This window comes from Xanthobacter sp. 91, from assembly GCF_000702385.1.
Classification (GTDB): domain Bacteria; phylum Pseudomonadota; class Alphaproteobacteria; order Rhizobiales; family Xanthobacteraceae; genus Xanthobacter; species Xanthobacter aminoxidans.
In genome coordinates this window covers 3076225-3098782 of the sequence record NZ_JNIB01000001.1, presented here as the reverse complement: position 1 = coordinate 3098782, position 22558 = coordinate 3076225, and the positions used below count along the sequence as shown (strand labels likewise).

The window sequence follows — 22558 nt, the reverse complement described above, 5'->3', positions numbered from 1 at the left end:
CACGGAAGCGTTTCGCTCACTCCGATCAGGGGAGAGGCGAACGCTCGACCTCGATACTTCTCAGAATGAACTGGAGGCTCTCACGCAGAGCGCCCTCCTGGTCCTCGTCGATGTGCTGCGCCACCAGGACCGGATGGCAGAAGCGGATAAGCGCGCTCTGGATGTAGCGGCTGACCTTCGAGGGGTCGTGGGCCACAAACACCCCCTGCGCGATGCCCTCTGCCAGCACGCGCGCGGTCAGGTCGCACAGGCGTGCCTTGTGGGCCTCGATGGCTTCCCAATTGTTCTCGATGGCCACCAGCACCATGTCGTGCACACGCCGCTCCTCAAGGAAATTATCCTTGTGGTAGCGCATGATGGAGAGATAGGCGGTGAAGATGCGCTCCTGCGGGGAGCCCTCCCCCGCAGCCGCTTCGGCGAATTCGGCCTCGCTCTCGCACAGACAGCGGCCGCAGATGGTGGCGACGATGGCGGTCTTGGACGGGAAGAAGCGGTAGACATTGGCCGGCGACATGCCGAGCTCGGCGGCGATGTCGGCCACCGCCGTCTTGGCGAAACCCATGCGGCGGAACAATTCCTCCGCCGTGCGCGCGATGCGCTCCCGGGTCTCGTCCGCCGTCTCCTTCACCCTGACGTTCACCATGCACTCCTACAGACTGACGATTATCATAAATCGTCAGTTCTAAATTTCCAAGCCTGCGATTCGCCCGCTGCGCAAAATCTTATCCCTGCCGTGTCGGCGCGTCGCCTGCGTCCGCGTCCTCGTTGCGGCCCGAAGCCCCGGGGCCGTGGGAGGAAAAGATGGCGCAGAAGGTGCTCATCCTGATCGGAACGAAGAAAGGCGCGTTCATCCTGGACAGCGATCCCGCCCGGAAAAGCTGGTCGCTGCGCGGACCGTTCTGCGACACGTGGCCCACCAACCACGTGGTGGGCGACCGCGCCTCCGGCCGCATCTATGCCGGCGGCGGGAATGAATGGTTCGGGCCTGCCGTGTGGCAGTCGGACGATCTCGGCGCCACGTGGACCCATTCCTCCCGTGGCCTTGCCCATGCCGAAGGCGAGGCACCGGTGAAATCCGTCTGGAGCCTCGCGCCGGGGGCGGACGGCGTGCTCTATGCCGGCGTCGAGCCGGCCGGCCTGTTCCGCTCGGATGATGGCGGGCAGAGCTTCACCGCCCTCGACGGCCTGCAGAAGCACCCCTCCCGGTCCGAATGGAATCCCGGCGGAGCGGGCCTGATCCTGCACTCCCTCGTGCTTGACCCGGACGATCCGGATGCCCTGTGGGTCGGCATCTCCGCCGCCGGCGTCTTTCACAGCGCCGACGGCGGGCGCACCTGGAGCGCGCGCAACCGCGGCACCCGGGCGGACTACATGCCGGAGGACCTGCGTTATCCCGAGCATGGCCAGTGCGTGCATTGCGTGGTCAAGGCGCCGGGCCTGCGCCACCGCCTCTACCAGCAGAACCATTGCGGCATGTACCGCTCCGACGATGGCGGCGTGTCGTGGCAGAGCATCGAAAAGGGCCTGCCCTCCAGCTTCGGCTTTCCCGCCGCCGCCCATCCGCGCGATGCGGAGACGCTGTTCCTCGTGCCGCTCAACGGCGACACGGCCGGACGCTTCATGCCGGAGGCGAAGGCCGCCGTCTGGCGCACCCGCGACGGCGGCGCCTCATGGCAGGCGATGCGGTCCGGCCTGCCGCAGAAGGACGCCTATTTCAACGTGCTGCGGCAGGCCATGGCCACCGACACGCTGGAGCCGGCCGGCGTCTATTTCGGCACCGGCTCCGGCGAGATCTACGCCAGCGCCGACGAGGGGGAGAACTGGACGCGCCTTGCCGAGCACCTGCCCACCATCTCCTCCGTGGAGACGCTGGTGGTGGAGGCCTGACCGGTGACGGAGGAAGCCGCGCCGGTGAAGGTGCGCCTGCCGGCCCACCTCGTCCGGCTGTTCCCCGACGGGCAGACCTATCTGGAGCTTCGCGCCGCCACGGTGCGCGAGCTGATGGATGCGCTGGAGACGCGCTGGCCCGGCATGCGCGACCGGCTGTGCGACGAGCGCCCCGCCATCCGCCGCCACATCAACGTGTTCGTGGACGGGCGCCGGGCGCGGCTGGAAACGCCGCTCCCGCCCGGCGCGGACGTGTTCCTGCTCACCGCCATCAGCGGCGGGTGAAGCGTTTTCGAGCGAAGCGGGTACCGGTTCGCGTGAAGAAAACGCCTTGCAATGGGAACCTCAGCGCCCGTCGGCGATGAGGCAGCCGGGCGGGAAGTCCGTTCCGTCCAGCGCCGCCACCACGCATTGGGCGGAGATCAGGTTGCCGCGGGCCAGCGCCTCGGCGCTGGAGCCGGAGGCGTGGGCGGTGGCCACCACATCCGGGCGCGCGGCCAGCGCGGCGGCGACCGGCAGCATCGCGGCGTCCGCCTCTGCCTCGAACACGTCGAGGCCGGTGCCGCCGATGCGTCCCGCCTCCAGCGCGGCCAGCAGCGCGCGGTCGTCCACGAGGCCGCCGCGGGAGGTGTTGATGACCAGCGCATGGGGCTTCATGGCGGCCAGCGCGTCGGCGCCGATCAGGTGGCGGGTCTCGGGGGTGAGCGGCGCATGGACGCTGATGATGTCGCTCTGCGCGATCAGGTCGTCGAGCGGCACATAATCCACGAAGGGGAAATCCGGGTCGGGGGTGCGGGTCGCGACCAGAACCCTGGTCCCGAAGCCGTGCAGGCGCCGCGCCACCGCCTTGCCGATGCGGCCGAGCCCGACGAGGCCCACCGTCTTGCCCGTGAGGTCGAACCCGCTCAGCACCCGCCAATTGCCGGCGGCGATGGCGCGGTCACTCTCCTTCAGACGTCGCAAAAGCGCGAGGATCATCGCCAGCGTGTGATCCGCCACCGCATCGTCATTGGCCCCCGCCGCGATGGTGACAACCCGGCCGAGTGCCTTGGCGGCAGGCACGTCCACCCGCTCATAGCCCACGCCGCGACGGGCGATGACCTTGAGATCGGGATGGGCGGCGAGAATCTCCCGCGTCACCGCGCGCATGCCGACGATCCAGCCCTCGACGCCTTCAAGCAGCGCGCTCAGGGCGGCGTCGGAAATGTCGGCATCGAGCGCATCGCCCGGCAGGCCGGACGGCACCGCAACGCAGCCGTGCTCGGCGAGATATTCGGCAGCCGCGGCATCGAACAGGCGGGTGGTGATGAGAACCTTGCGGGGGGCGGACACGGCGGGCGACCTTTTCCGGAGGGAGCGAACGGGTGCGTCCCCCTCCTCTCCCGGCCGCGCGCCGAGATCAAGCCCGCACGCGACATCGGCGCCATGCAAAAGCGCCGTACAAATCCACCATGCAAAAGGGCGGCGCGTGCGCACCGCCCTCAAGTCCGAGGGGCGGAAGCCCGCCCCCGCGTCGAAAGGCAGGGCGGGCCTCGGCCCGCCCCTCATTCCCGCCGGTCAGGCCGCCTGGGCGGCGCCCTCTACGGTCGAGCCCTCGATGGTTTTCGGGGTCGACGTCGCACCCGCTATGGGGATGATGCGGGGCTTCTTGGCCTCGGGAATGTTGCGCACGAGATCCACGTGCAGCAGGCCATTCTCAAGCACCGCGCCCTTCACCTCCATATGGTCGGCGAGCTGGAAGCGACGCTCGAAGGCGCGGGCGGCGATGCCGCGATAGAGCACCTGTGCGCTCTCGGAGGCCTCGGACGACTTCTTTTCGCCCTTGAGGGTGAGGGTGTTTTCCTTCACCTCGATGCTCAGTTCGGCATCGGTGAAGCCCGCCACGGCCACCGTGATGCGATAGGCGTTCTCGCCCGTGCGCTCGATGTTGTAGGGCGGGTAGGTGGGCGCCGCATCGACGCCGCCGACGGAATCGAGCAGCGAGAACAGCCGGTCGAAGCCGACGGTGTTGCGGTACAGCGGAGCAAGGTCAAACGTACGCATGGCATATCCTCCTTTGAAGCGACATGCGGGACCCGCATAAAGCCGGGTCCGCTCAGGGCGCCGTCAGGTCTCTGCCCGGCGCCGTTTTGGATGTGGGTAGGCCCGTTTCTGGCGTCAAGGGGGAGCCACGCCGCCAATCTGAACGGGCGATGAACGCCTTTGCCGGTCGGCGTTCACCCGCCGCGGCTAGACTTTTCCCCAACGACATCTGCTCCGTCCGCGGCGTGATCCGGTGAGGAGGCGGGGGGCAAGGGGAGGTCGGGCGATGCGGGCCTGTGCGGCCGCCTGTGCGGCCTTCTTCCTGATGGCACTCGCGCCTCCGGCGACGCGGGCCCTCGCCCAGTGCGGCGCCGAGGCGCCGGCCCCGGCGGGTGTCCAGCCGGCCGTTCCGGCCAAGCCCCCGCCCCTGCACACGTATCATCCGCCGAGCGAAGCCGGGACGATCGCCCTGCCTGGCCTGCCACTCGCCCGCGCCGCCTCCGTCACCGCGACCCAGATGCCGGACGAGACCGCAGCGCTGCCAGGCGCCATCGCGCCCCGTGCCTACCGACCCTACCAGATCGCCCCCGCCGGCCCCCTTCCGCTCACCGCCGAGACCGTCGCGCCGAGCCTCGAAGCCCGCGGCTTCCGCCAGATCGACGCCGTGCGCCAGCGCGGCCAGAGCTTCCTCGCCGAAGCCACAGGGCCGCGCGGCGAGCGGGTGCGCCTCGTGCTGGACGCCGCCAGCGGCGACATCAGCGGCATGCAGGTCATCGGCTCCGGGGCGCCGCGCTGAGCGCTGGTCCCGCGCGAGACGGCGATTGTGAAGCGGGCGCCCGGCGTGTAACCCTCAGGCTGCCCGCCTTCCATCGCTGCGAGCCTCATGACGCTCTATTCCCTGCCGAATAATCCGGTGCCCGAAGGCGCGATCGAAGGCGAGATCATCGCCCGCGACGGCGTGCGCCTGCGCTTCGCCCGCTTCATGCCCGAGGGCAAGGCGAAGGGCACCGTCGCGCTGTTCAGCGGCCGCTGCGAGTTCATCGAGAAATATTTCGAGGTGGTGCGCGAGCTGAGATCCCGCGGCTTCGCCGTGGCGCTGCTCGACTGGCGGGGCCAGGGCGGCTCCCAGCGCCTGCTGCGCAACCGCCTGAAGGGGCATGTCACCCGCTTTTCGGACTATCTGCTCGACCTCGAGGCCTTCGCGCGCGAGGTGCTGCTGCCGGACTGTCCTCCGCCCCATTTCGCGCTGGCCCATTCCATGGGCGGGTCGATCCTGCTGTCCTCGGTGCTGGAGGGGCATCGCTGGTTCGATCGCATGGTGCTCAGCGCCCCCATGCTGGGGCTTGATTCGGTGCCGTTCGAGGGCATCATGCGGCCGACCGCCACCGTGCTCTCCCACATCGGCTTCGCCCGCGCCTTCGTGCCGGGCGGACGCGGGCGCACGCTGGCGCGGCTGAGATTCGAGGGCAATCCGCTCACCTCGGACCGGGCCCGATTCGACCGCACGCAGGCGATGGTCTCCGCCCATCCGCAGCTGGACCTCGGGGCACCCACCATCGGCTGGCTGGCTGGCGCCTATGCCACCATGGGAGAGTTGACCCATCCCGACGTGATCCCGCGCATCCGCCAGCCGCTGCTCATCATCGCGGCCGGAGGAGACCGGCTCGTCTCCAACAAGGCCATCGAGCACTTCTCGGCGCGGCTCATCGCCGGCGCCCATGTGGTGGTGCCGGCCAGCCGGCACGAGCTGCTGATGGAGCGCGACATCTTCCGCGCCCAGTTCTGGGCCGCGTTCGACGCCTTCATCCCCGGGACGCCAATCTGAGAAGTTTTACGTTGCTACGCTCAAGCGCCGCGTGGGCTTAGCCGCCGGAGAGCTGGCGCAGCGCCGCCTCGTGCACCTTGCGGCTGCCGGCGGCGACCACGCGCCCCCCCGCAACCGGCGAACCGCCTTCCCAGCTGGTGACGACGCCCCCCGCGCCCTCGATGATGGGCACGAGGGCGATCACGTCGTGATCCTGCAGGCCGGTCTCGATGACGAGATCGATAAGACCGGCCGCCACCATGCAATAGGCGTAGCAATCGCCGCCGTAGCGCGAGAGCCGCACGCGCTCCTCCACCGTGCCGAAGGCGGCGCGGTCTTCGTCGTTCATGAGGCGGGGGCTGGTGGTGTAGAGCACCGCGTCCTCCAGCCGCCCGCAGTCGCGGGTGGCGAGGGTGCGCTCGCCCGCCGGGCCGCGATAGCGCGCCGCGCCGCCGTCGCCGAAGAAGCGCTCGCCGATGAACGGTTGGTGCATCATGCCGTAGACCGGATCGCCCTCCTTCAGAAGGCCGATCAGCGTCCCCCAGGCGGGCAGGCCGGCGATGAATGACTTGGTGCCGTCGATGGGGTCGAGCGCCCACGTATAGGGCGCGCTCGCCGCCACATTCTCGAACTCCTCGCCGATGATGCCGTGGGCGGGGAAGGTGGAGCGGATGAGCTGCCGCATGGCCTGCTCGGCCGCCCGGTCCGCCTCGGTGACGGGATCGAAGGCGCGGCCCGCGCTCTTGTCCTCGATGCCAAGCGCCGTGCGGAAGAAGGGCAGGATGGCCTCGCCCGAGACGGTCGCAAGCTGATGGACGAAGGCGTCGAAATCGACGGCGGTCATGGAGACTCCGGAACGGTCGGGCGGGCCGACGATGCCCGCGCCGGCAAGAAAGCGCGGGTGGTGGCACCTGCCAAGGAAAATCTGCGAGGGAAATCTGTGCAGGAAGGCCGGCCGAATCCGCCAGGCCGCGATCCCTACGGCACAACCGCGGTGCGGGATGATCGCACCTGTGGCAGGCGTGGCGGGCAGGACGCGCAAAAAATGGGCAGATGGGCCGCAATGAGCTGAAAATAAATGGTTTTAAATGTTGGACAGTTGCACAAACTATCTGCCTGTCACGGACTTGATGCAGAGGGGGGCATTCGTCATATTGATGCAGCGCGGCATTGCTTGTTGCGGTGCCGCTGCCCTCCTTGGGCGTTTCCTCCCTAGACTTGGGCCGCTGTTCTCAGCGGCCCCTTTCTTTTTTCGGCCCCTCATGCCGAGGCAGGAAATGCGCGCCGCCCGGCAAAGCCCCGGAGCCTGCGCCAGCCTCCTAGCCCCCCTGCCCGCGCCCATTCCCTGCCAGATCCACTCTCCGCGCGCGTGGCGCCTGACGAGAATCTGGCGGCCGATGATGACCGGCGCCTGTCCCTGCCTGATCGACTGGCCGCCACGATGGGTCCCGGCACCGGGCAACACCCGGACATGCCGCATCCTGGCCATCCCCGGCACAGCCGAGTCGGACCAAGCGCACGCTTCTATCGATTTTTTTGAGCGGCCTGCTCTTAGCGGCCACAGCCCGGGCTTAGCCGGGAGAAATAAATCCCTATAAAAATCAATGAGTTACCGTGGTATACCAGACTGCGACAAACGCGCACTTGATTTATGGCACTGCACTCGGCTATTTGTGCATTGCGACACGGCGATTGGCGTCGCTGTGTCGCTGCCCTCCTTGGGCGTTTCCTCCCTAGACTTGGGCCGTCTGCTCACGCGGACGGCCCCTTTCTTTTTCGGGCTGGCCGATCCGGCATTCGCCGTCACCCGCCGCCCTGTCTAGGCCCCTCTCGTTCCATCCCTGGATGCGGTCTTGCGCCGCCATATTCGATCCCGTGTCTCGCGGGCGTCTTCGCGTTGCGAAGCCTGCCCGGGCCGGAATTCGATGGTGCCTGAGTAATTCCTCGGCAACCGTGCGCAATTGGTAGCCTTGCCATACGAAAAACGCAAGGCACCTTATGCAAAAATGCAGGGCTTTGTCATTCAGCTGCCGCACGGAGCGGGGCGAGGCCCTCCGACACCGCGATGAACAGATCCCCCATCAGGGCCCGAAGATCGGCCTGGGCGCTGGAAAATCCGCTATTCCGCTCATAGGCGGCCTCGTCCATGTAGAGGCTGCGGTTGAGCTCGATCTGCACGGCGTGCAGGCCGGCGGAGGGGTTTCCGTAGTGCTCAGTAATATAGCCGCCGGCATAGGGCTTGTTGCGCACCACCCGGTAGCCGCGGGCGGTCAGCGACCGCTCGATGGCGTCCGTGACCAGCTCGCTGCAGCTCGTGCCGTAACGGTCGCCGATGACGAAATCGGCGCGCGCCACCTCGTCCCGCGCTGAAGTGGACGGCATCGAGTGGCAATCCACCAGCACCGCCATCCCCCATTCGCGCTGGATGCGCCCCACGAGGCGGCGCAGGGTCTGGTGGTAGGGCTTGTAAAAGGTCTCGATGCGCTCCAGCGCCTCGTTCACCGCGAGGCGGCGGGGATAGATTTCCTGCGCGTCGCCCACCACCCGCGCGATGGTGCCGAGGCCACCGGACACGCGAATCGACCGCGTGTTGGCGAACGGCGGCAGCCGGCCGTCGAACATGCGCGGGTCAAGCTCGTAGGGCTCGCGGTTGAGGTCGAGGAATGAGCGCGGGAACAGCGCCCGCATCATCGGCGCGCCCAGCCCGACGCAATCGCCGAACAATTCATCGACGAACGTATCTTCCGATCGGCGCAGGGTCGAAAAGTCCAAGCGCGTCTGCTCGACGAAGCTGCGGGGATAGATTCGCCCGGAATGCGGGGAGTTGAAGAGGAAGGGCGCGCGCGCCTCGACCGGAGTGAGCACCTCGAATGCGGGTTCAATGGTGTCGGCGAGGCAGGCAGTCATCAAGAACCCAGCACCTTGGAATAGTTCCGGAATTCACACCGGCGGGCGGCGGAATGATGGCCCGGCGGGACACCTTTTGGAAAGAGGTGGCGCGGCTTTCACTTCGAATTTACCCGAATGCGGCAGACACGTCATATGAATCCCCTGCTCCGGCCGGGGCTGGACAGAACATGACATCAGGGGAAGCGGCGTGGCCAAGATCCTGCTCGCTGAAGACGACAACGACATGCGCCGCTTCCTTGTGAAGGCGCTCCAGAATGCGGGCTACTCCGTCGCCTCCTGCGACAACGGCCGCTCCGCCTATGAACGGATGCGGGAGGAGCCGTTCGAACTGCTGCTCACCGATATCGTGATGCCCGAGATGGACGGCATCGAGCTGGCCCGCCGGGCCACCGAGCTCGACCCGGACCTCAAGGTGATGTTCATCACCGGCTTTGCCGCGGTCGCCCTCAATGCCGATGGCGAGGCGCCGAGCGAGGCCAAGGTGCTGTCCAAGCCCTTTCACCTGCGCGACCTCGTGAGCGAGGTGGGCAAGATGCTGACCGCCGCCTGAGCAGTCATCCACAGGCCGGAATATCCTCTGACAGTCCTGCCTTGCCTCCGGCGTTTCGAGCCGATATAGAGGCGGCTCCTGCGAGGGGGCGCGTAGCTCAGCGGGAGAGCACTACGTTGACATCGTAGGGGTCACAGGTTCGATCCCTGTCGCGCCCACCATCCCTCACCTCATCATCCGGCGATCGATCCGTCCGGCGGCACCAGCCGTCCGGACCATCATCGTTTCCGCCGGGCGGCCATCCGGCGCGGCCGCAGTTGCGTAAAAGCCCGGCGCCCGCAGGCGCATTGACGCGCCCCGGCCAAGGCGCCATCTCACCGGCAGCAGCCGAGGACCTGATGATCGACGCTCCCGCCTTCTCTCCCGATGCCGCCCATCTTCCCACCGACCACCCCAAGGTGGCGTTCGGGCGCGTCGGCGTGCTCATCGTCAATCTCGGCACGCCGGAGGCGACGGACTACTGGTCCATGCGCGCCTATCTGAAGGAGTTCCTCTGGGACCGGCGGGTGATCGAGGTGAACCGGGCGCTGTGGTGGTTCGTGCTCAACGCCATCATCCTCACCAAGCGCCCCGGCCCCAAGGGCCGCGACTATGCCAGCATCTGGAACAATGAGCGCAACGAAGGCCCGCTCAAGACCATCACCCGCGACCAGACCGAAAAGCTCGCCGCCCATTTCGCCGGCATCGATGAGCGCATCGTGGTGGATTTCGCCATGCGCTACGGCAAGCCACCCATCGCCGAGCGCCTCGCCGCACTCCAGGCGCAGGGCTGCGAGCGCATCCTGCTGGTGCCGCTCTATCCGCAATATGCCGCCGCCACCTCGGCCACCGTCTGCGACAAGGCCTTCGACGCGCTGAAGGAGATGCGCTGGCAGCCGACGCTGCGCGTCGCGCCGCCCTGGCACGATGATCCGGTCTATATCGATGCCGTGGCCCGCGATCTGGAGCGGCATCTGGCGGCGCTGGACTTCGAGCCGGAGGTGATCCTCGCCTCTTTCCACGGCGTGCCGAAGTCCTACCTCATGAAGGGCGACCCCTATCACTGCCAGTGCGCCAAGACCGCCCGCCTGCTGCGCGCGCGCCTCGGCATGGACGAGAAGCGCTTTCGCCTCACCTTCCAGTCCCGCTTCGGCCGCGAGGAATGGCTGAAGCCCTATACGGACGAGACGGTGAAGGCCTTGGCCGAGAGTGGCGTGAAGCGGCTCGCCGTGTTCAACCCCGGCTTCGTCGCCGACTGCCTGGAGACACTGGAGGAGATCGGCGTCGAGAACCGCGAGATCTTCGAGCACGCCGGCGGCGAGAAGTTCGCCGCCATCCCTTGCCTCAATGCCGGTGATGAGGGCATGCGGGTGCTGAAGAGCGTGGTGGAGCGGGAGCTGCGGGGCTGGGTGGGGTAGCCCCGCCCTTCACTCCCCGCCCTTCACTCCGCCTTGGGCTCCACCTTCGCCGCTTCCCAGCCGAGTATGGCGCGCTTGCGCGTCAGGCCCCAGTGGTAGCCCGTAAGGTCGCCGCTCTTGCCGATGACGCGGTGGCAGGGCACCACGAAGGAGATGGGGTTCTTGCCGATGGCCGCGCCCACCGCCCGCGCCGCCTTGGGCCGGCCCACGTGCTCGGCGATGGTGGAATAGGTGGTGGCCCGGCCCATGGGGATGCGCAGCAGCGTCTCCCACACCCTTATTTCAAAATCCGTGCCGATGAAGACGATGCGCAGGGGCTGGTCGCCCCGGCAGGAGGCGGGATCGAAGATCTGCGCCACCAGCGGGGCCGTGGCGGCGGGCTCTTCCACATAGGTGGCGTTGGGCCAGCGCGAGCGCATGTCGGCGAGCGCGGCCGCCTCCTCCCCCAGATCCGCGAAAGCGAGGCCGCACAGGCCGCGCGGGGTGGACATGGCCAGCGCCTGCCCGAACGGGGACGGGTGGAAACCGAAGCGGATGACGAGGCCGGCGCCGCCGGTCTTCCACTCGCCGGGCGACATGGCCTCGTGCACCACGAAAAGGTCGTGCAGCCGGCCGGGGCCTGACAGTCCCAATTCCAACGCGGCATCGAGCACGTTGGGGCATTCGGCGACGATGCGCCGGGCCCGGTCCAGCGTCACCGCCTGCAGGAACGCCTTGGGCGTAAGGCCACACCAGCGGCGGAACAGGTCGGTGAGCGCGCGGGCGGAGACGCCGGTGGCGGCGGCGATTTCCTCCACCTCGGGCTGCCGCCGCACGTTGCAGGAGATGTACTCCACCGCCCGGCGCACCACGTCATAGTCGCGGGCGGCGATGTCGAGCTGCGCGGCAGGCGTCGCCGTCAGCGTCGGCGCCGCCGCGGACAGGATGAGATCGGGGGCATCGAGCGCCAGCACGGCACGTCTCCTTCTGATCGAGCGTTGCCCATCTCAGCAGGCGCCGCAAGCGCCGGCCACCCGATTTCCCCCGAGCCGACCGTCCTCAGGCCGGATCGCGCCGCACGGTGAGCCCGTTGAAGGTCTGCTGCCCGGCCATGCACTGGATGCGGTTGATGTTGACGTGGCGGGGCATGGTGCAGGCGAAATACACCTGCTCGGCAATGTCCTCGCCGGTCATGGGCGTATAGCCGGCATAGACCTGATCCGCCTTGCCCTTGTCGCCGGAGAAGCGGACCACGGAGAATTCCGTCTCCACGAGGCCCGGCTCGATGTTGGTGACACGCACCCCGGTGCCGGCCACATCCGCCCACAAATTCAGGGAGAACTGCTTCACGAAGGCCTTGGTGGCACCGTAGACGTTGCCGCCGAAATAGGGGTAGTCGCCGGCGACGGAGCCGGTGAACACCACATGCCCCTCCTTGCGCGCCACCATGGCCGGCAGGCTCGCGCGCACGGTGGTGAGCATGCCCGTGATGTTGGTCTCCACCATGGTCTTCCACTCGTCCAGGTCCGCGTTCTGCGCGGGCTCAAGCCCAAGCGCGAGGCCGGCATTCGCGAAGACGATGTTGTAGTCGGCGAACGGCGCCGGCAGGCTGGAGAAGGCGTCGAACGTCGCCTTCTCGTCGCGCACGTCAAGCTCCAGCGGGAGGATCAGGTCGCCGAACTCGGCCTTGAGACCTTCCAGCCGGTCGGCCCGGCGGCCCACGGCCACCACCTTCGATCCCGCGCTTGCAAAGCGGCGGACGGTGGCGGCGCCGATGCCCGAGGTGGCGCCGGTCACGACGAGGGTCAGCGTGCGGGGATCGAGCATGGCCATGGAAAGCTCCGAGCAAGGCAAGGACGGGAAAAGGGCGCGGAAGAGCGTGCCGCAAGGTGCGCCGGTGATTAAACCGCCTTAACCATCGCGTCCATCCGCCGCCGCGAAACGGTATCTTGATACATCACCAGCCTTGCTGCTGCCACGATCTCACGAAAGGGTGCGTTTACCCGCAGCCGGCTAGGGTTCGCGCCTGTCAGCTGTGGTCCGAACGTCGATGCGTCCCGTGCGAGCCACTCAGGGGCGGGTGGCGGTTTTCGCGTGAAGGCGCTAGGTTGCGGACACGTCCGGAGAACAATGGATGAAGGTGGTTCTGGTTTCGGCGGCTCTGGCGCTGGCCCTCGGCGGGTGCAGCACGGAGCTTGACGGCTTCGGGGCGAAGCCGTCCGCCATGGCGGCCAATCGCGTGCTCACGGCGCCGACGGGTGCGGTCGAATCCTCGCCCGTGCCCGGCAACGTGTCCACCGCTGCGGCCGATACCGCCACCGGCGCCATCACGCCGCGCACCACCGCTTCCAACGTGCCCCTCACCCCGCCTCCGGCCAATCCCGGCGCCACCGCCTTCGCCCCCAGCGCGGCGAAGGAACAGGTCTCCGGCGCCTGGAGCTTCTCGTGGGATGGCGGCAAGGCCTCCTGCCCGGTGCGCCTCGGCACCGACCGCGGCCTCAGTGGCCTTTCCGCCCAGGCCGACGTCTCCTGCCCCAGCGAGATCTTCATGACCAAGGGCTGGGACATGATGGGCTCGGACATCGTGCTGCAGAACCATCAGGGCAAGGTCACCGTCCGGCTCCAGCCGGATGGCCCCAACCATTACGTCGGCACCATCGCCGAGACCGGCCAGCAGGTCGCCCTCGCCCGCTGAGGCGGGCCAGCCCAACGTCCCGCTGAGGCGGCAGCCGCTTACGTCCCGGCCTTCTCCCGCGCCCCGAATCGCTCCGCGAACACCAGTTCCTCCAGCGGCAGGCGCTGTCGCCATCCGGCCCGCTCGAGGTCGGGCGTCGCCGCGAACCCATCCACATAGCCCACGCACAGCAGCGCGATGGGCACGATGTGATCCGGGATGGCGAGGATGCGGCGGAGATCGGCGAGGTCCAGGATGGACACCCAGCCGACGCCCAGATTTTCCGCCCGCGCCGCCAGCCAGATGTTCTGCACCGCGCAGACGGTGGAATAGATGTCCATCTCGCTCTGGTGGGTGCGCCCCAGCACCACCGGCCCGGCGCGATCCCGCTCGCAGGTGATGCACAGCAGAAGCGGCGCCTCGCGCAGGCCCTCCAGCTTCAGCGTGCGATAGAGCTGCGCCCGCTCGCTCTCGAACATCTCGGCCGCTTCCGCATTGGCGCGCGAAAAGGCGTCGTGCAGCGCCGCCTTGGTCTCGGCCGAACGCACCACGATGAAGTTCCACGGCTGCAGAAAGCCCACCGAGGGCGCCGCATGGCCGGCGGCCAGCACGCGGGCGAGCACCGCGTCGGGCACGGGATCGGGCAGGAAGTTCCGGCGCACGTCCCGCCGCGCGGCGATGCAGCGGTAGATGGCGGCGCGCTCGTCCGCCGAGAAACTGTCGTCCCGGACCATGGCGCTCTCCCCGTATTCATTCGGTCAATTCGGCGCCGACGTGCCGGCAAGGTCAATCCCGAACCCCGCGTCCTCACACCCCACCGATTAGCCGCCCCACCGCATCCCGCCACTGGGCGATGCGGCCGGCGCGCACCTCGGGCAGCATCTGCGGCGTGAACCGCCGCTCCAGCCGCCACTGGCCGGCGAAGACGTCCGGCGGCGGGAAGAAGCCACACTCCAGGCCCGCGAGATAGGCGGCGCCGAGCACGGTCGTCTCTTTCTGCACAGGCCGATCCACCGGGGCGCCGAGGAGGTCGGCGAGGCGCTGCATGGTGAAGTCGGAGACGGTCATGCCGCCGTCCACGCGCAGCACCGTATCGCCGTCCGGCCAGTCGGCGCGCATGGCGTCGATGAGGTCCACGGTCTGGAAGCACACGCTCTCCAGCGCCGCCCGGGCCAGTTCCGCCGGTCCGGTGGCGCGGGTGAGGCCGAACAGGGCGCCGCGCACCTCCGGCCGCCAATAGGGCGCGCCGAGGCCGACGAAGGCGGGGACGAGGATCACGTCCTGCCCCGCGTCCGCTTCCGCCGCGAGACGGTCGCTCTCGCTGGCGGTGGAGATGATCTTCAGCCCGTCGCGCAGCCATTGCACCGCCGCTCCGGCGACGAAGATGGAGCCTTCCAGCGCATAGGTGCGCCGCCCGCCGATCTGGTAGGCGATGGTCGTCAGCAGCCGGCTGGAGGAAGCGACCGGCGTCGCCCCGGTATTGAGCAAAGCGAAGCAGCCGGTGCCGTAGGTGGATTTCACCATGCCCGGCGCAAAGCACGCCTGCCCCACCATGGCCGCCTGCTGGTCCCCCGCCACGCCGCGGATGGGGATGGGCCCGCCGAACAGCGCCGGATCGGTGGTGCCGAAGTCGGCCGCGCAGTCATTCACTTCGGGAAGCAGGGCGCGCGGCACACCGAACAAAGCGAGGAGGTCATCGTCCCACGCGCCGCGATGGATGTCGAAGAGCAGCGTGCGCGCGGCATTGGTGGCGTCGGTGGCATGGACGCGGCCGCCGGTGAGGCGGTGGAGCAGGAAGCTGTCCACCGTGCCGAAGGCCAGCTCTCCTTTCTGCGCCCGCTCCCGCGCGCCGGGGACGGCATCGAGGATGTGGGCGATCTTGGTGGCGGAGAAATAGGGATCGAGCAGAAGGCCGGTGCGCGCGTTCACCAGCGCGCCGTGGCCGTCCGCCTCCAGCTGGGCGCAGGCCTCGGCCGTGCGGCGGTCCTGCCAGACGATGGCGCGATGGATGGCGCGGCCGGTCGCCCGCTCCCACACGAGGGTCGTCTCGCGCTGGTTGGTGATTCCGATGGCCGCAATGTCCGAGGCCATGGCGCCGGCCTTCGCCAGCACCGCGCGGCAGCAATTAAGCACGGTGCCGAAGATGTCCTCCGCCTCCTGCTCCACATGGCCAGAGGCGGGGAAATGCTGCGGCAGCTCCTCCTGCGCCAGCGCCGCGACGGAGCCGTCCTGCCGCACCAGAAGCGCGCGCGAGGAGGTGGTGCCCTGGTCGATGGCGAGAATGTAGGCGGCCACGGCGTCCTCCCTTGTTCTGTTTCAGGCGCGCCGCGCCGCCATATAGGCGTCGAGCGCCTCCACCGCATGCGGCGCGGTGCGCAGGCCGAGCTTGGAGCGCCGCCACAGCACGTCGGCGGCGGTCAACGCCCATTCCCGGTCCATCAGATAGTCCACCTCGCGGGCGCACAGGTGTGCCCCGAACCAGTCGCCGAGGTCGTCCTCCTCGGTGACGCCCTCCAGCACCTGGAAAGCCGCTGTGCCATAGGCCCGCGCGAGCCGCGCCAGCAAGGCGGGATCGAGCGCCGGGAAGGCGCCGCGCAGGGCGCGCACCAGAGTGTCATAGCCCTGCCGTGGGAAATCGCCGCCAGGCAGCGGTGCGCTGGCCGTGAAAGGCACGCCGAGATGGGGAAAATGCGGGGACAGCCGCGCCAGCGCCGCCTCCGCCAGCCGGCGATAGGTGGTGATCTTGCCGCCGAACACGGTGAGGAGCGGCGCCCCCTCCTCCGGCGCATTGAGGGCGAGCACATAGTCCCGCGTCGCCGACTGCGCGGCCCCGGCGCCGTCGTCATAGAGGGCACGCACGCCCGAATAGGTCCACACCACCTGCTCCGGGGCGATGGTGGCGGCGAAATATTCGCTCGCCGCCGCGCACAGATAGGCCACCTCCTCCGGCGTCGCATGCACGTCCTCGGGATGGCCTGAAAAATCCCGGTCGGTGGTGCCGATGAGGGTGAAATCGCCCTCATAGGGGATGGCGAAGATGATGCGGCCGTCCGCATTCTGGAAGATGTAGCAGCGCTCGTGCGCATAAAGCCGCGGCACCACGATGTGACTGCCCTGCACGAGGCGGAGCGGCGCGTGTGCCTCGCCCCGGCCGGTCTTCAGCACGTCGAGCACCTCGCCCGCCCACGGGCCGGCCGCATCCACCAGCGCCCGCGCCTTCACCGTCTCGGGCTTGCCCTCATGCTCGCTCTCGATCACCCACAGCTCCGCCTCCCGCCGTGCGCTGGTGACGCGCGTGCGCGGGCGGATGGCGGCGCCCCGGTCCGCGGCGTCGCGGGCGTTGAGCACCACGAGGCGCGCATCCTCCACCCAGCAGTCGGAATATTCGAAGGCCCGCCCATAGCCCGGCCGCAGCGGCCGGCCGGCGGGATCGTGCCGCAGATCCAGCGTGCGGGTGGGCGGCAGCAGGCGACGGCCGCCGATATGGTCGTAGAGCCACAGGCCGAGCCGCAGCATCCACGCCGGGCGCAGGCCCGGATGGTGCGGCAGCACGAAGCGCAGGGGCCAGACGATGTGCGGGGCGATGCCCCACAGCACCTCCCGCTCGGCCAGCGCCTCCCGCACCAGGCGGAACTCGTAATATTCGAGATAGCGCAGGCCGCCGTGGATCAGCTTAGTGGAGGCGGAAGACGTGCCGGAGGCAAGGTCCCCCTTCTCGAACAGCACCACGCTGAGGCCGCGCCCCACGGCATCACGGGCGATGCCGCAGCCATTGATGCCGCCGCCGACGATGGCGAGGTCGAAGACCTGACAGCTCTCCTCCATCTCGGCCTCCCGGCACCGGGAATCGGTTCGCTCCGCCAGACGATGCCCGAGACCTGCGGCAGGTCAACGGCAGCATCGCCGATCCATGTGGAGGAGCCGGTTCCCCACCGCCTCACACGTTGATGAGACCACCCGCCGAGAAGCCGCCGTCCACGGCGATGGTCTCGCCGGTGACGTAGGACGACGCCCGCTCATCCAGCAGGAAGGAGATGGCGCCGCACACCTCCTGCGGCGTGCCGTTGCGGCGGAGCGGCAGGGTCTTCAGCCACGCGGCGCGGGTCTCGGCCGTCAGCAGTTCGCGCACCAGCGGCGTCTCGATGGGGCCGGGCGCCACCGCATTCACACGGATGCCCAGCGGCGCGAATTCCACCGCGAGGATCTTCGTCAGCGTCACCACGCCGCCCTTGGAGGCGCCATAGGCGGAGCGGCCGAGATTGCCGCGCAAAGCGGAGATCGAGGCGATGTTGACGATGGAGCCGCCGCCCGTCTCCCGCATGGCCTTCGCCGCCTCCCGCGCCACGACGAAGCTGCCGACGAGGTTGATGTCCAGCACCTTGCGGAACAGCTCCACGCTCGTGTCGAACGCCGGAATGTCGCGGGCGATGCCGGCCGAGTTCACCACCCCCTTGAGCGGGCCGAAGTCCGCCGCCGTGCGCGCGACGGCCGCCACCACCGCGCTTTCCTCGGTAATGTCCACCGTCTCGAACCGCACCTGCGCACCATGCACAGCGAGGTGCTCCCGCGCCGTGGCGATGCTGTCGGCGGCGAGGTCCAGCGCGACGACGCGCCAGCCCTCGGCGAGCAGGTTTTCCACCACGGCGAGACCGATGCCGGAGGCACCGCCGGTGACGATGACGCTGCCCTTCATCTCGCGCCCCTTTATCTCCTGCCCCGTCACGGCCGGATCAGCCCGCCGGCGGTGAAGCCGCCATCCACGTTGATGGTCTGGCCGGTCACGTAGGAGGATTTCTCGGGGTCCAGCAGGAAGGCGATGGTGCCGGCCATCTCCTTCGGCTGCGCATAGCGGTTGAGCGGCACGCGGGCGAGCCACGCGGTGCGGGCCTGATCGGTATGCACCGCCTGCACCAGCGGGGTATCCACTGGCCCCGGCGCGATGGCGTTGACGCGGATGCCGAGGGCCGCGAACTCCACCGCGAGGACCTTGGTGAGCACCACCACCGCACCCTTGGACGAGCCATAGGCGGCGCGGCCGAGATTGCCCTGGATGCCCGAGACGGACGCGATATTGACGATGGAGCCGGCGCTGCGCGCCTGCATCACCTTCGCCGCCTCGCGCGCCACCAGGAAGGTGCCGATGACGTTCACGTCGAGGATCTTGCGGAAGATGTCCGCCGACGTGTCGAGGGCGGGGATATCGCGGGCGATGCCGGCGGAGTTCACCACGCCCCACAGCGGCCCGAACCCGCTCTCCGTATCGGCGACGAGCTTCACCACCTGCGCTTCGTCGGAAATGTCGGCCTGGACGACCCGCACCGTGTCGCCATGGGCGGCGAGGGCGGCCCGCGCCTTCTCGATACTCTCCGGCACGAGGTCGGCGGCGACGACGCGCCAGCCCTCGGCCAGAAGCTCCTCCACCACGGCAAGGCCGATGCCCGAGGCACCACCCGTCACGATCACGCTTCCCGGTCTCGACACGGCACTCTCCCTGAGGGTGATTGTTGGTTTCCGTCGGCGGCTCAGATGAGCCCGCGCTCGGCCAGGGCCTCGCGCACCATCTTCTTGGTGATCTTGCCGTAGGCGGATTTCGGCAGGGCATCCCAGAAATGCACGCGCCGGGGCAGCTTGTAGCGGGCAACCTTGCCGTCGAGGAACGCGACCAGGTCCTCCTCGCTCACGCTCTGCCCGTCTCGCAGCACGCAGACGGCGACGCCCACCTCGCCCCACATGGGGTCCGGCACGCCGAGGATGGCCACCTCGGCGATGGCGGGATGGGTGAGCACCTTCTCCTCCACCTCCCGCGGATAGACGTTGGAGCCGCCGGATATGTACATGTCCGAGGCGCGCCCGGTGATGTAGACGAAGCCCTCATTGTCCATGTGGCCGAGATCGCCGGTGCGGAACCAGCCGTTGCGGAACGCCTTCGCATTGGCCTCGGGATTGTCGTAATAGCCCGCCAGCACCGCAGGGCCGCAGACGCAGATCTCGCCGGTCTCGAAGGGCGCGACCTCGCCGCCCGCATCGTCCTGGATCTGGACCTGCATGCCGGTGCGCTCGAAGCCGCAGGTGCCAAGCTTCACATGCGGGCCGTCCTCGGGATCGTGCAGGTAGGGCGGCAGGACGGTGATGTTGCCCGTCACCTCGCCGAGGCCGAAATACTGCACCAGCACCTTGCCGAGCTTCCTCAGCGCGAACTTCTGGTCCTCCCGGTACATGGGCGCGCCGGCATAGATGACGTAGCGCAGGGAGGAGTGGTCGAACTTGTCCACCGAGGGATGCTCGGTGAGCAGTTTGGTGATGGTCGGCACGGTGAACATGTTGGTCACGCGCCATTGCTCCACCAGCCGCCACGCCTCGGCGGCGTCGAACCGCTCGGAGGGCATGAGGATGGTCTTCACCCCGCGCGCCACCTGCACCAGCTGATGCACGCCCGCGCCGTGGGAGAGCGGCGCCACCACGAGGGAGGCGTCCTGCTCGGTGGTGCCGGGCATCAGGTCGCAGAGGTGGTTGGTGATGACGAAGGCCATCTGGCCGTGGGTCAGCACCGCCGCCTTGGGCCGCCCGGTGGTGCCGGAGGTGAAGAAGAACCAGCAGGGGTCGTCATGGTCCACATCCGCCACCGGCACCTTTTCGCCGAGGCGGGCGGCGACGATTTCGCCGTAGTCCGCTCCGAAGTCCGCCGCGCCGATGGCGATGACCTCGCGGATGTCAGGCGCCTCGGCGCGTGCGGCTTCCACGTGCTCGGGGAAGTCGCGGTGGCAGATCATGAGGCTCGCGCCCGAGGCGGAGGCGAGATAGGCGACCTCCCCGGGCGTCTGGCGGAAATTGGTGGGCACCCACACCGCGCCCAGCCGGAAGGCCGCGAACATGCTCTCGAACATTTCGAGGCAATTCTTCGACTGCACGAGGATGCGATCACCCTTGACGACGCCGCGGGCGGCCAGCTCCGCCGCCATGGCATCCACGCGGGCATCCATCTCGGCCCACGTCACGGTGCGCTCGCCCTCGACGAAGGCGATATGGGCCGGCAGCCGCCGCGCCGCCTGGCGCAGGAAATGGGAGAGGTTCATCACCCGGCGGCTGGTGCGGGCCACGCCGCCTCGCGGGGCCTCGGCGACGGTCTGGGCAGGTGCGGACATTCACTTCACTCCGGGATCGGAAACAATCAGGGGGCCGGGCGGGCCAAAGGACGAGCCGAGCGCGGCGGTGGCCCGCGCTCGCTGCCGCCGAGCTTCGCCTCCAGCGCGGCGGCTTCTCGCTGAAGCAGCGGCACCAGCTCCTTCTGCCGCTCCGCGCCCAGCCGGCTCTCGATGGCGGCGAGCGAGAGGGCGCCGAGCGGGCGCCCGTCCGCCCCCCGCACCGGCACGCCGATGCCCCAGGAGCCGGCGACATAGAGGCCGGGATTGAGCGCATAGCCGCGCGCGCGGGTTTCGCCCATGGCGGCGCGCAGCAGATCGGGGGAATAGCCGGGATAGGCCGCGAGCGCGGCCGCATTGGCCTCGATGATCCGCGCCGCGTCGGCCTCGGGCAGCGCGGCGAGGAGGGCGAGGCCGCCGGCACCGATGCCGAGGGGGTGACGGTCGCCGGCCTGGAGCACATGGGTGCGGATGGGCCAGGTGCCCTCTTCGCGATGCAGACACACGGAGAAGATCCCGCGCGGCACCGAGAGGAAGGCGCAGTCGCCGCTCTGGCGGGCGATGCGGGAGAGACCGTCGAGGGCGAGGGCATGGATGCCGAAGCGCGGCGCGGCCAGCGTGCCGAGCACATAGGCCTCCGGCCCCACATGATAGCGGCGGCTCGTCTCGTCCTGGTCCACCAGCCCGGCGCGCACCAGCGCCAGCAGGACGCGCCGCACGGTGGGCTTGGAGAGGCCGGAACTGGCGACGAGATCGGCGAGGCGGGCGCCCTCCGTCCCCGCGCGGCCCACCAGCATCAGCAGCGCCATCGCGCGCGCGATGCTCTGGGTGCCGCCGCCGGCTTCCGACGCGCCATCGCGCGCAGGCTCCGGCCCGCCCATTCGGGCGGCGGGCGCATCCGATCCCCGTCCCACGCGCGCTCCCTTGATCCAGAATATGGACCTGATTTATCTGGCGAATTGGGACTGCCGTCGCGCGGCGTCCTCTGGAACCATAATCTGCTTGCGAAATCGCCACAAGCGGGCCAGCATGGGCGGCGGGAAAAGAGGTCCATATATTGGACCCAAGGAAACCAGTCGGGCCGGAGCGGAGCCAGTCGGGGCGCCGCGCGAAACGGCCGCAAGGAGGAGCACCGATGACCCTGACCCGTCGCACCCTCATCAAGGCGAGCGCCGCCACGGCGCTGACCGGCGCCATCGCGCCGGCCCTGTTCGCCCCCACCGTCGCGCGGGCCCAGAGCGCCGAATTCTCCTACAAATACGCCAACAACCTGCCGGTCACGCACCCCATGAACGTGCGCGCGCAGGAAATGGCGGCGAAGATCAAGGCCGAGACCAAGGGCAAGGTCGAGATCAGCATCTTCCCCTCCAGCCAGCTCGGTGGCGACACCGACATGCTGAGCCAGCTGCGCTCCGGGGCCATCGAGTTCTTCACCCTCTCGCCGCTGATCCTCTCGACGCTGGTGCCCAACGCCTCCATCAGCGGCATCGGCTTTGCCTTCCCGGACTATGCCAGCGTGTGGAAGGCCATGGACGGGGATCTGGGCACCTACGTGCGCGGGCAGATCTCCAAGGCCGGCATCGTCGCCATGGACAAGATCTGGGACAACGGCTTCCGCCAGATCACCACCTCCACCAAGCCCATCGAGACCGCGGCCGATCTCAAGGGCCTGAAGATCCGCGTGCCGGTGTCGCCGCTGTGGACTTCCATGTTCAAGGCGTTCGACAGCGCTCCCGCCTCGCTCAACTTCGCCGAGGTCTACACCGCGCTGCAGACCCGCGCCGTGGATGCGCAGGAGAACCCCCTCGCCATCATCTCCACGGCGAAGCTGTACGAGGTGCAGAAATACTGCTCCCTCACCAATCACATGTGGGACGGCTTCTGGTTCCTCGCCAACCGCCGCGCCTTCGAGAAGCTGCCCGACGACCTGCGCGCCATCGTGGCGAAGAACATCAACGAGGCGGGCCTCAAGCAGCGCGACGACGTGTTCGCCCTCAACAACTCCCTGCGCAAGGAACTGGCGGAAAAGGGCCTCGCCTTCAACGAGCCGAAGGTGGACAGCTTCCGCGACCAGCTGCGCAAGGCCGGCTTCTATGCCGAGTGGAAGGGCAAGTACGGCGATGAGGCCTGGGCCACGCTGGAGAAGTATACCGGCAAGCTCTCCTGAGCCGGCCATCCACCTCACGTTCAAGGGGC

The 22558-nt window shown here is 68.7% G+C and carries 23 protein-coding genes and 1 tRNA gene; 10 read left to right on the top strand and 14 right to left on the bottom strand.

The genetic code is table 11. The features are described from left to right. Nucleotides 1-25: 25 nt before the first annotated feature. Nucleotides 26-643 carry a TetR/AcrR family transcriptional regulator gene (locus tag A37E_RS0114615; RefSeq protein WP_029557278.1) on the bottom strand — a complete coding sequence of 206 codons (618 nt, stop codon included), beginning with the start codon at nucleotides 641-643 and terminating at the stop codon, nucleotides 26-28. 158 nt (nucleotides 644-801) lie between these two features. Here A37E_RS0114615 and A37E_RS0114610 point away from each other — a divergent pair, with 158 nt between their 5' ends. Further along, nucleotides 802-1887, top strand: a complete 1086-nt coding sequence (locus A37E_RS0114610; protein WP_029557277.1) for a sialidase family protein — start codon at nucleotides 802-804, stop codon at nucleotides 1885-1887. Between the two features lie 3 nt (nucleotides 1888-1890). After that, nucleotides 1891-2172, top strand: a complete 282-nt coding sequence (locus A37E_RS0114605; RefSeq protein WP_029557276.1) for a MoaD/ThiS family protein — start codon at nucleotides 1891-1893, stop codon at nucleotides 2170-2172. Nucleotides 2173-2232: 60 nt separating this feature from the next. Here A37E_RS0114605 and A37E_RS0114600 read toward each other — a convergent pair whose 3' ends face one another. Both A37E_RS0114600 and A37E_RS0114595 read right to left on the bottom strand, forming a co-directional pair. Beyond that, entirely contained in the window at nucleotides 2233-3219 is a 987-nt protein-coding gene (locus tag A37E_RS0114600) for a phosphoglycerate dehydrogenase (protein ID WP_029557275.1), read from the bottom strand. Between the two features lie 225 nt (nucleotides 3220-3444). Next, entirely contained in the window at nucleotides 3445-3930 is a 486-nt protein-coding gene (locus tag A37E_RS0114595; protein ID WP_029557274.1) for an Hsp20 family protein, read from the bottom strand. A gap of 265 nt (nucleotides 3931-4195) precedes the next feature. Between A37E_RS0114595 and A37E_RS26005 the strand changes: the two genes are divergently transcribed. Together A37E_RS26005 and A37E_RS0114585 are read left to right on the top strand one after the other, a co-directional pair. Next, a complete protein-coding gene (locus A37E_RS26005; protein WP_051679040.1) occupies nucleotides 4196-4705 on the top strand; it encodes a hypothetical protein in 510 nt (169 codons plus the stop codon). An 87-nt stretch (nucleotides 4706-4792) separates the two neighbouring features. Next, nucleotides 4793-5734, top strand: coding sequence for an alpha/beta hydrolase (locus tag A37E_RS0114585; RefSeq protein ID WP_029557272.1), 942 nt, complete (start codon nucleotides 4793-4795; stop codon nucleotides 5732-5734). A 37-nt stretch (nucleotides 5735-5771) separates the two neighbouring features. On the opposite strand, the gene hisN is transcribed toward A37E_RS0114585, so the two are convergent. Further along, on the bottom strand, nucleotides 5772-6557 hold the full coding sequence (hisN, locus tag A37E_RS0114580) for a histidinol-phosphatase (protein WP_029557271.1): 786 nt from the start codon (nucleotides 6555-6557) through the stop codon (nucleotides 5772-5774). Here hisN and A37E_RS26940 point away from each other — a divergent pair. Then, nucleotides 6525-6785 (top strand): hypothetical protein, encoded by a 261-nt coding sequence (locus A37E_RS26940; RefSeq protein ID WP_156026325.1) that lies wholly within the window; start codon nucleotides 6525-6527, stop codon nucleotides 6783-6785. The two genes, hisN and A37E_RS26940, sit on opposite strands and share 33 nt — an antisense overlap. 947 nt (nucleotides 6786-7732) lie before the next feature. On the opposite strand, the gene A37E_RS0114575 is transcribed toward A37E_RS26940, so the two are convergent. Continuing rightward, on the bottom strand, nucleotides 7733-8620 hold the full coding sequence (locus tag A37E_RS0114575; protein WP_029557270.1) for an N-formylglutamate amidohydrolase: 888 nt from the start codon (nucleotides 8618-8620) through the stop codon (nucleotides 7733-7735). A 190-nt stretch (nucleotides 8621-8810) separates the two neighbouring features. Between A37E_RS0114575 and A37E_RS0114570 the strand changes: the two genes are divergently transcribed. From A37E_RS0114570 to hemH, 3 genes are all read left to right on the top strand, one after another. Continuing rightward, entirely contained in the window at nucleotides 8811-9173 is a 363-nt protein-coding gene (locus tag A37E_RS0114570; RefSeq protein WP_029557269.1) for a response regulator, read from the top strand. 86 nt (nucleotides 9174-9259) lie between these two features. Further along, a tRNA-Val gene (locus A37E_RS0114565) sits at nucleotides 9260-9334 on the top strand. A gap of 177 nt (nucleotides 9335-9511) precedes the next feature. After that, complete coding sequence (gene hemH / locus A37E_RS0114560) at nucleotides 9512-10570, top strand: ferrochelatase (protein ID WP_029557268.1); 1059 nt, start codon at nucleotides 9512-9514, stop codon at nucleotides 10568-10570. A 23-nt stretch (nucleotides 10571-10593) separates the two neighbouring features. Here hemH and A37E_RS0114555 read toward each other — a convergent pair whose 3' ends face one another. Together A37E_RS0114555 and A37E_RS0114550 are read right to left on the bottom strand one after the other, a co-directional pair. Beyond that, nucleotides 10594-11496, bottom strand: coding sequence for a bifunctional helix-turn-helix domain-containing protein/methylated-DNA--[protein]-cysteine S-methyltransferase (locus A37E_RS0114555; protein WP_051679434.1), 903 nt, complete (start codon nucleotides 11494-11496; stop codon nucleotides 10594-10596). Between the two features lie 112 nt (nucleotides 11497-11608). After that, on the bottom strand, nucleotides 11609-12382 hold the full coding sequence (locus A37E_RS0114550; RefSeq protein ID WP_029557266.1) for an SDR family NAD(P)-dependent oxidoreductase: 774 nt from the start codon (nucleotides 12380-12382) through the stop codon (nucleotides 11609-11611). Nucleotides 12383-12683: 301 nt separating this feature from the next. Here A37E_RS0114550 and A37E_RS0114545 point away from each other — a divergent pair, with 301 nt between their 5' ends. Further along, the gene (locus A37E_RS0114545; RefSeq protein ID WP_024277667.1) at nucleotides 12684-13244 is read left to right on the top strand and encodes a protease inhibitor Inh/omp19 family protein; all 561 of its coding nucleotides are present in this window, start codon (nucleotides 12684-12686) and stop codon (nucleotides 13242-13244) included. 38 nt (nucleotides 13245-13282) lie between these two features. On the opposite strand, the gene bluB is transcribed toward A37E_RS0114545, so the two are convergent. From bluB to A37E_RS0114510, 7 genes are all read right to left on the bottom strand, one after another. After that, the gene (gene bluB, locus A37E_RS0114540) at nucleotides 13283-13957 is read right to left on the bottom strand and encodes a 5,6-dimethylbenzimidazole synthase (RefSeq protein WP_029557265.1); all 675 of its coding nucleotides are present in this window, start codon (nucleotides 13955-13957) and stop codon (nucleotides 13283-13285) included. A 73-nt stretch (nucleotides 13958-14030) separates the two neighbouring features. After that, nucleotides 14031-15518, bottom strand: a complete 1488-nt coding sequence (gene glpK, locus A37E_RS0114535; protein WP_029557264.1) for a glycerol kinase GlpK — start codon at nucleotides 15516-15518, stop codon at nucleotides 14031-14033. A gap of 21 nt (nucleotides 15519-15539) precedes the next feature. Beyond that, nucleotides 15540-17048 carry a glycerol-3-phosphate dehydrogenase gene (locus A37E_RS0114530; RefSeq protein WP_029557263.1) on the bottom strand — a complete coding sequence of 503 codons (1509 nt, stop codon included), beginning with the start codon at nucleotides 17046-17048 and terminating at the stop codon, nucleotides 15540-15542. 112 nt (nucleotides 17049-17160) lie between these two features. Beyond that, entirely contained in the window at nucleotides 17161-17916 is a 756-nt protein-coding gene (locus A37E_RS0114525) for an SDR family NAD(P)-dependent oxidoreductase (protein ID WP_029557262.1), read from the bottom strand. 26 nt (nucleotides 17917-17942) lie between these two features. Continuing rightward, nucleotides 17943-18704 (bottom strand): SDR family NAD(P)-dependent oxidoreductase, encoded by a 762-nt coding sequence (locus tag A37E_RS0114520; protein ID WP_029557261.1) that lies wholly within the window; start codon nucleotides 18702-18704, stop codon nucleotides 17943-17945. A 41-nt stretch (nucleotides 18705-18745) separates the two neighbouring features. Further along, nucleotides 18746-20365, bottom strand: coding sequence for an acyl-CoA synthetase (locus A37E_RS0114515; RefSeq protein ID WP_029557260.1), 1620 nt, complete (start codon nucleotides 20363-20365; stop codon nucleotides 18746-18748). A 26-nt stretch (nucleotides 20366-20391) separates the two neighbouring features. Then, nucleotides 20392-21276, bottom strand: coding sequence for an IclR family transcriptional regulator (locus A37E_RS0114510; protein ID WP_245279335.1), 885 nt, complete (start codon nucleotides 21274-21276; stop codon nucleotides 20392-20394). 221 nt (nucleotides 21277-21497) lie between these two features. On the opposite strand from A37E_RS0114510, the gene A37E_RS0114505 reads away from it, so the two are divergent. After that, on the top strand, nucleotides 21498-22529 hold the full coding sequence (locus A37E_RS0114505) for a TRAP transporter substrate-binding protein (RefSeq protein WP_029557258.1): 1032 nt from the start codon (nucleotides 21498-21500) through the stop codon (nucleotides 22527-22529). Nucleotides 22530-22558 lie beyond the last annotated feature (29 nt).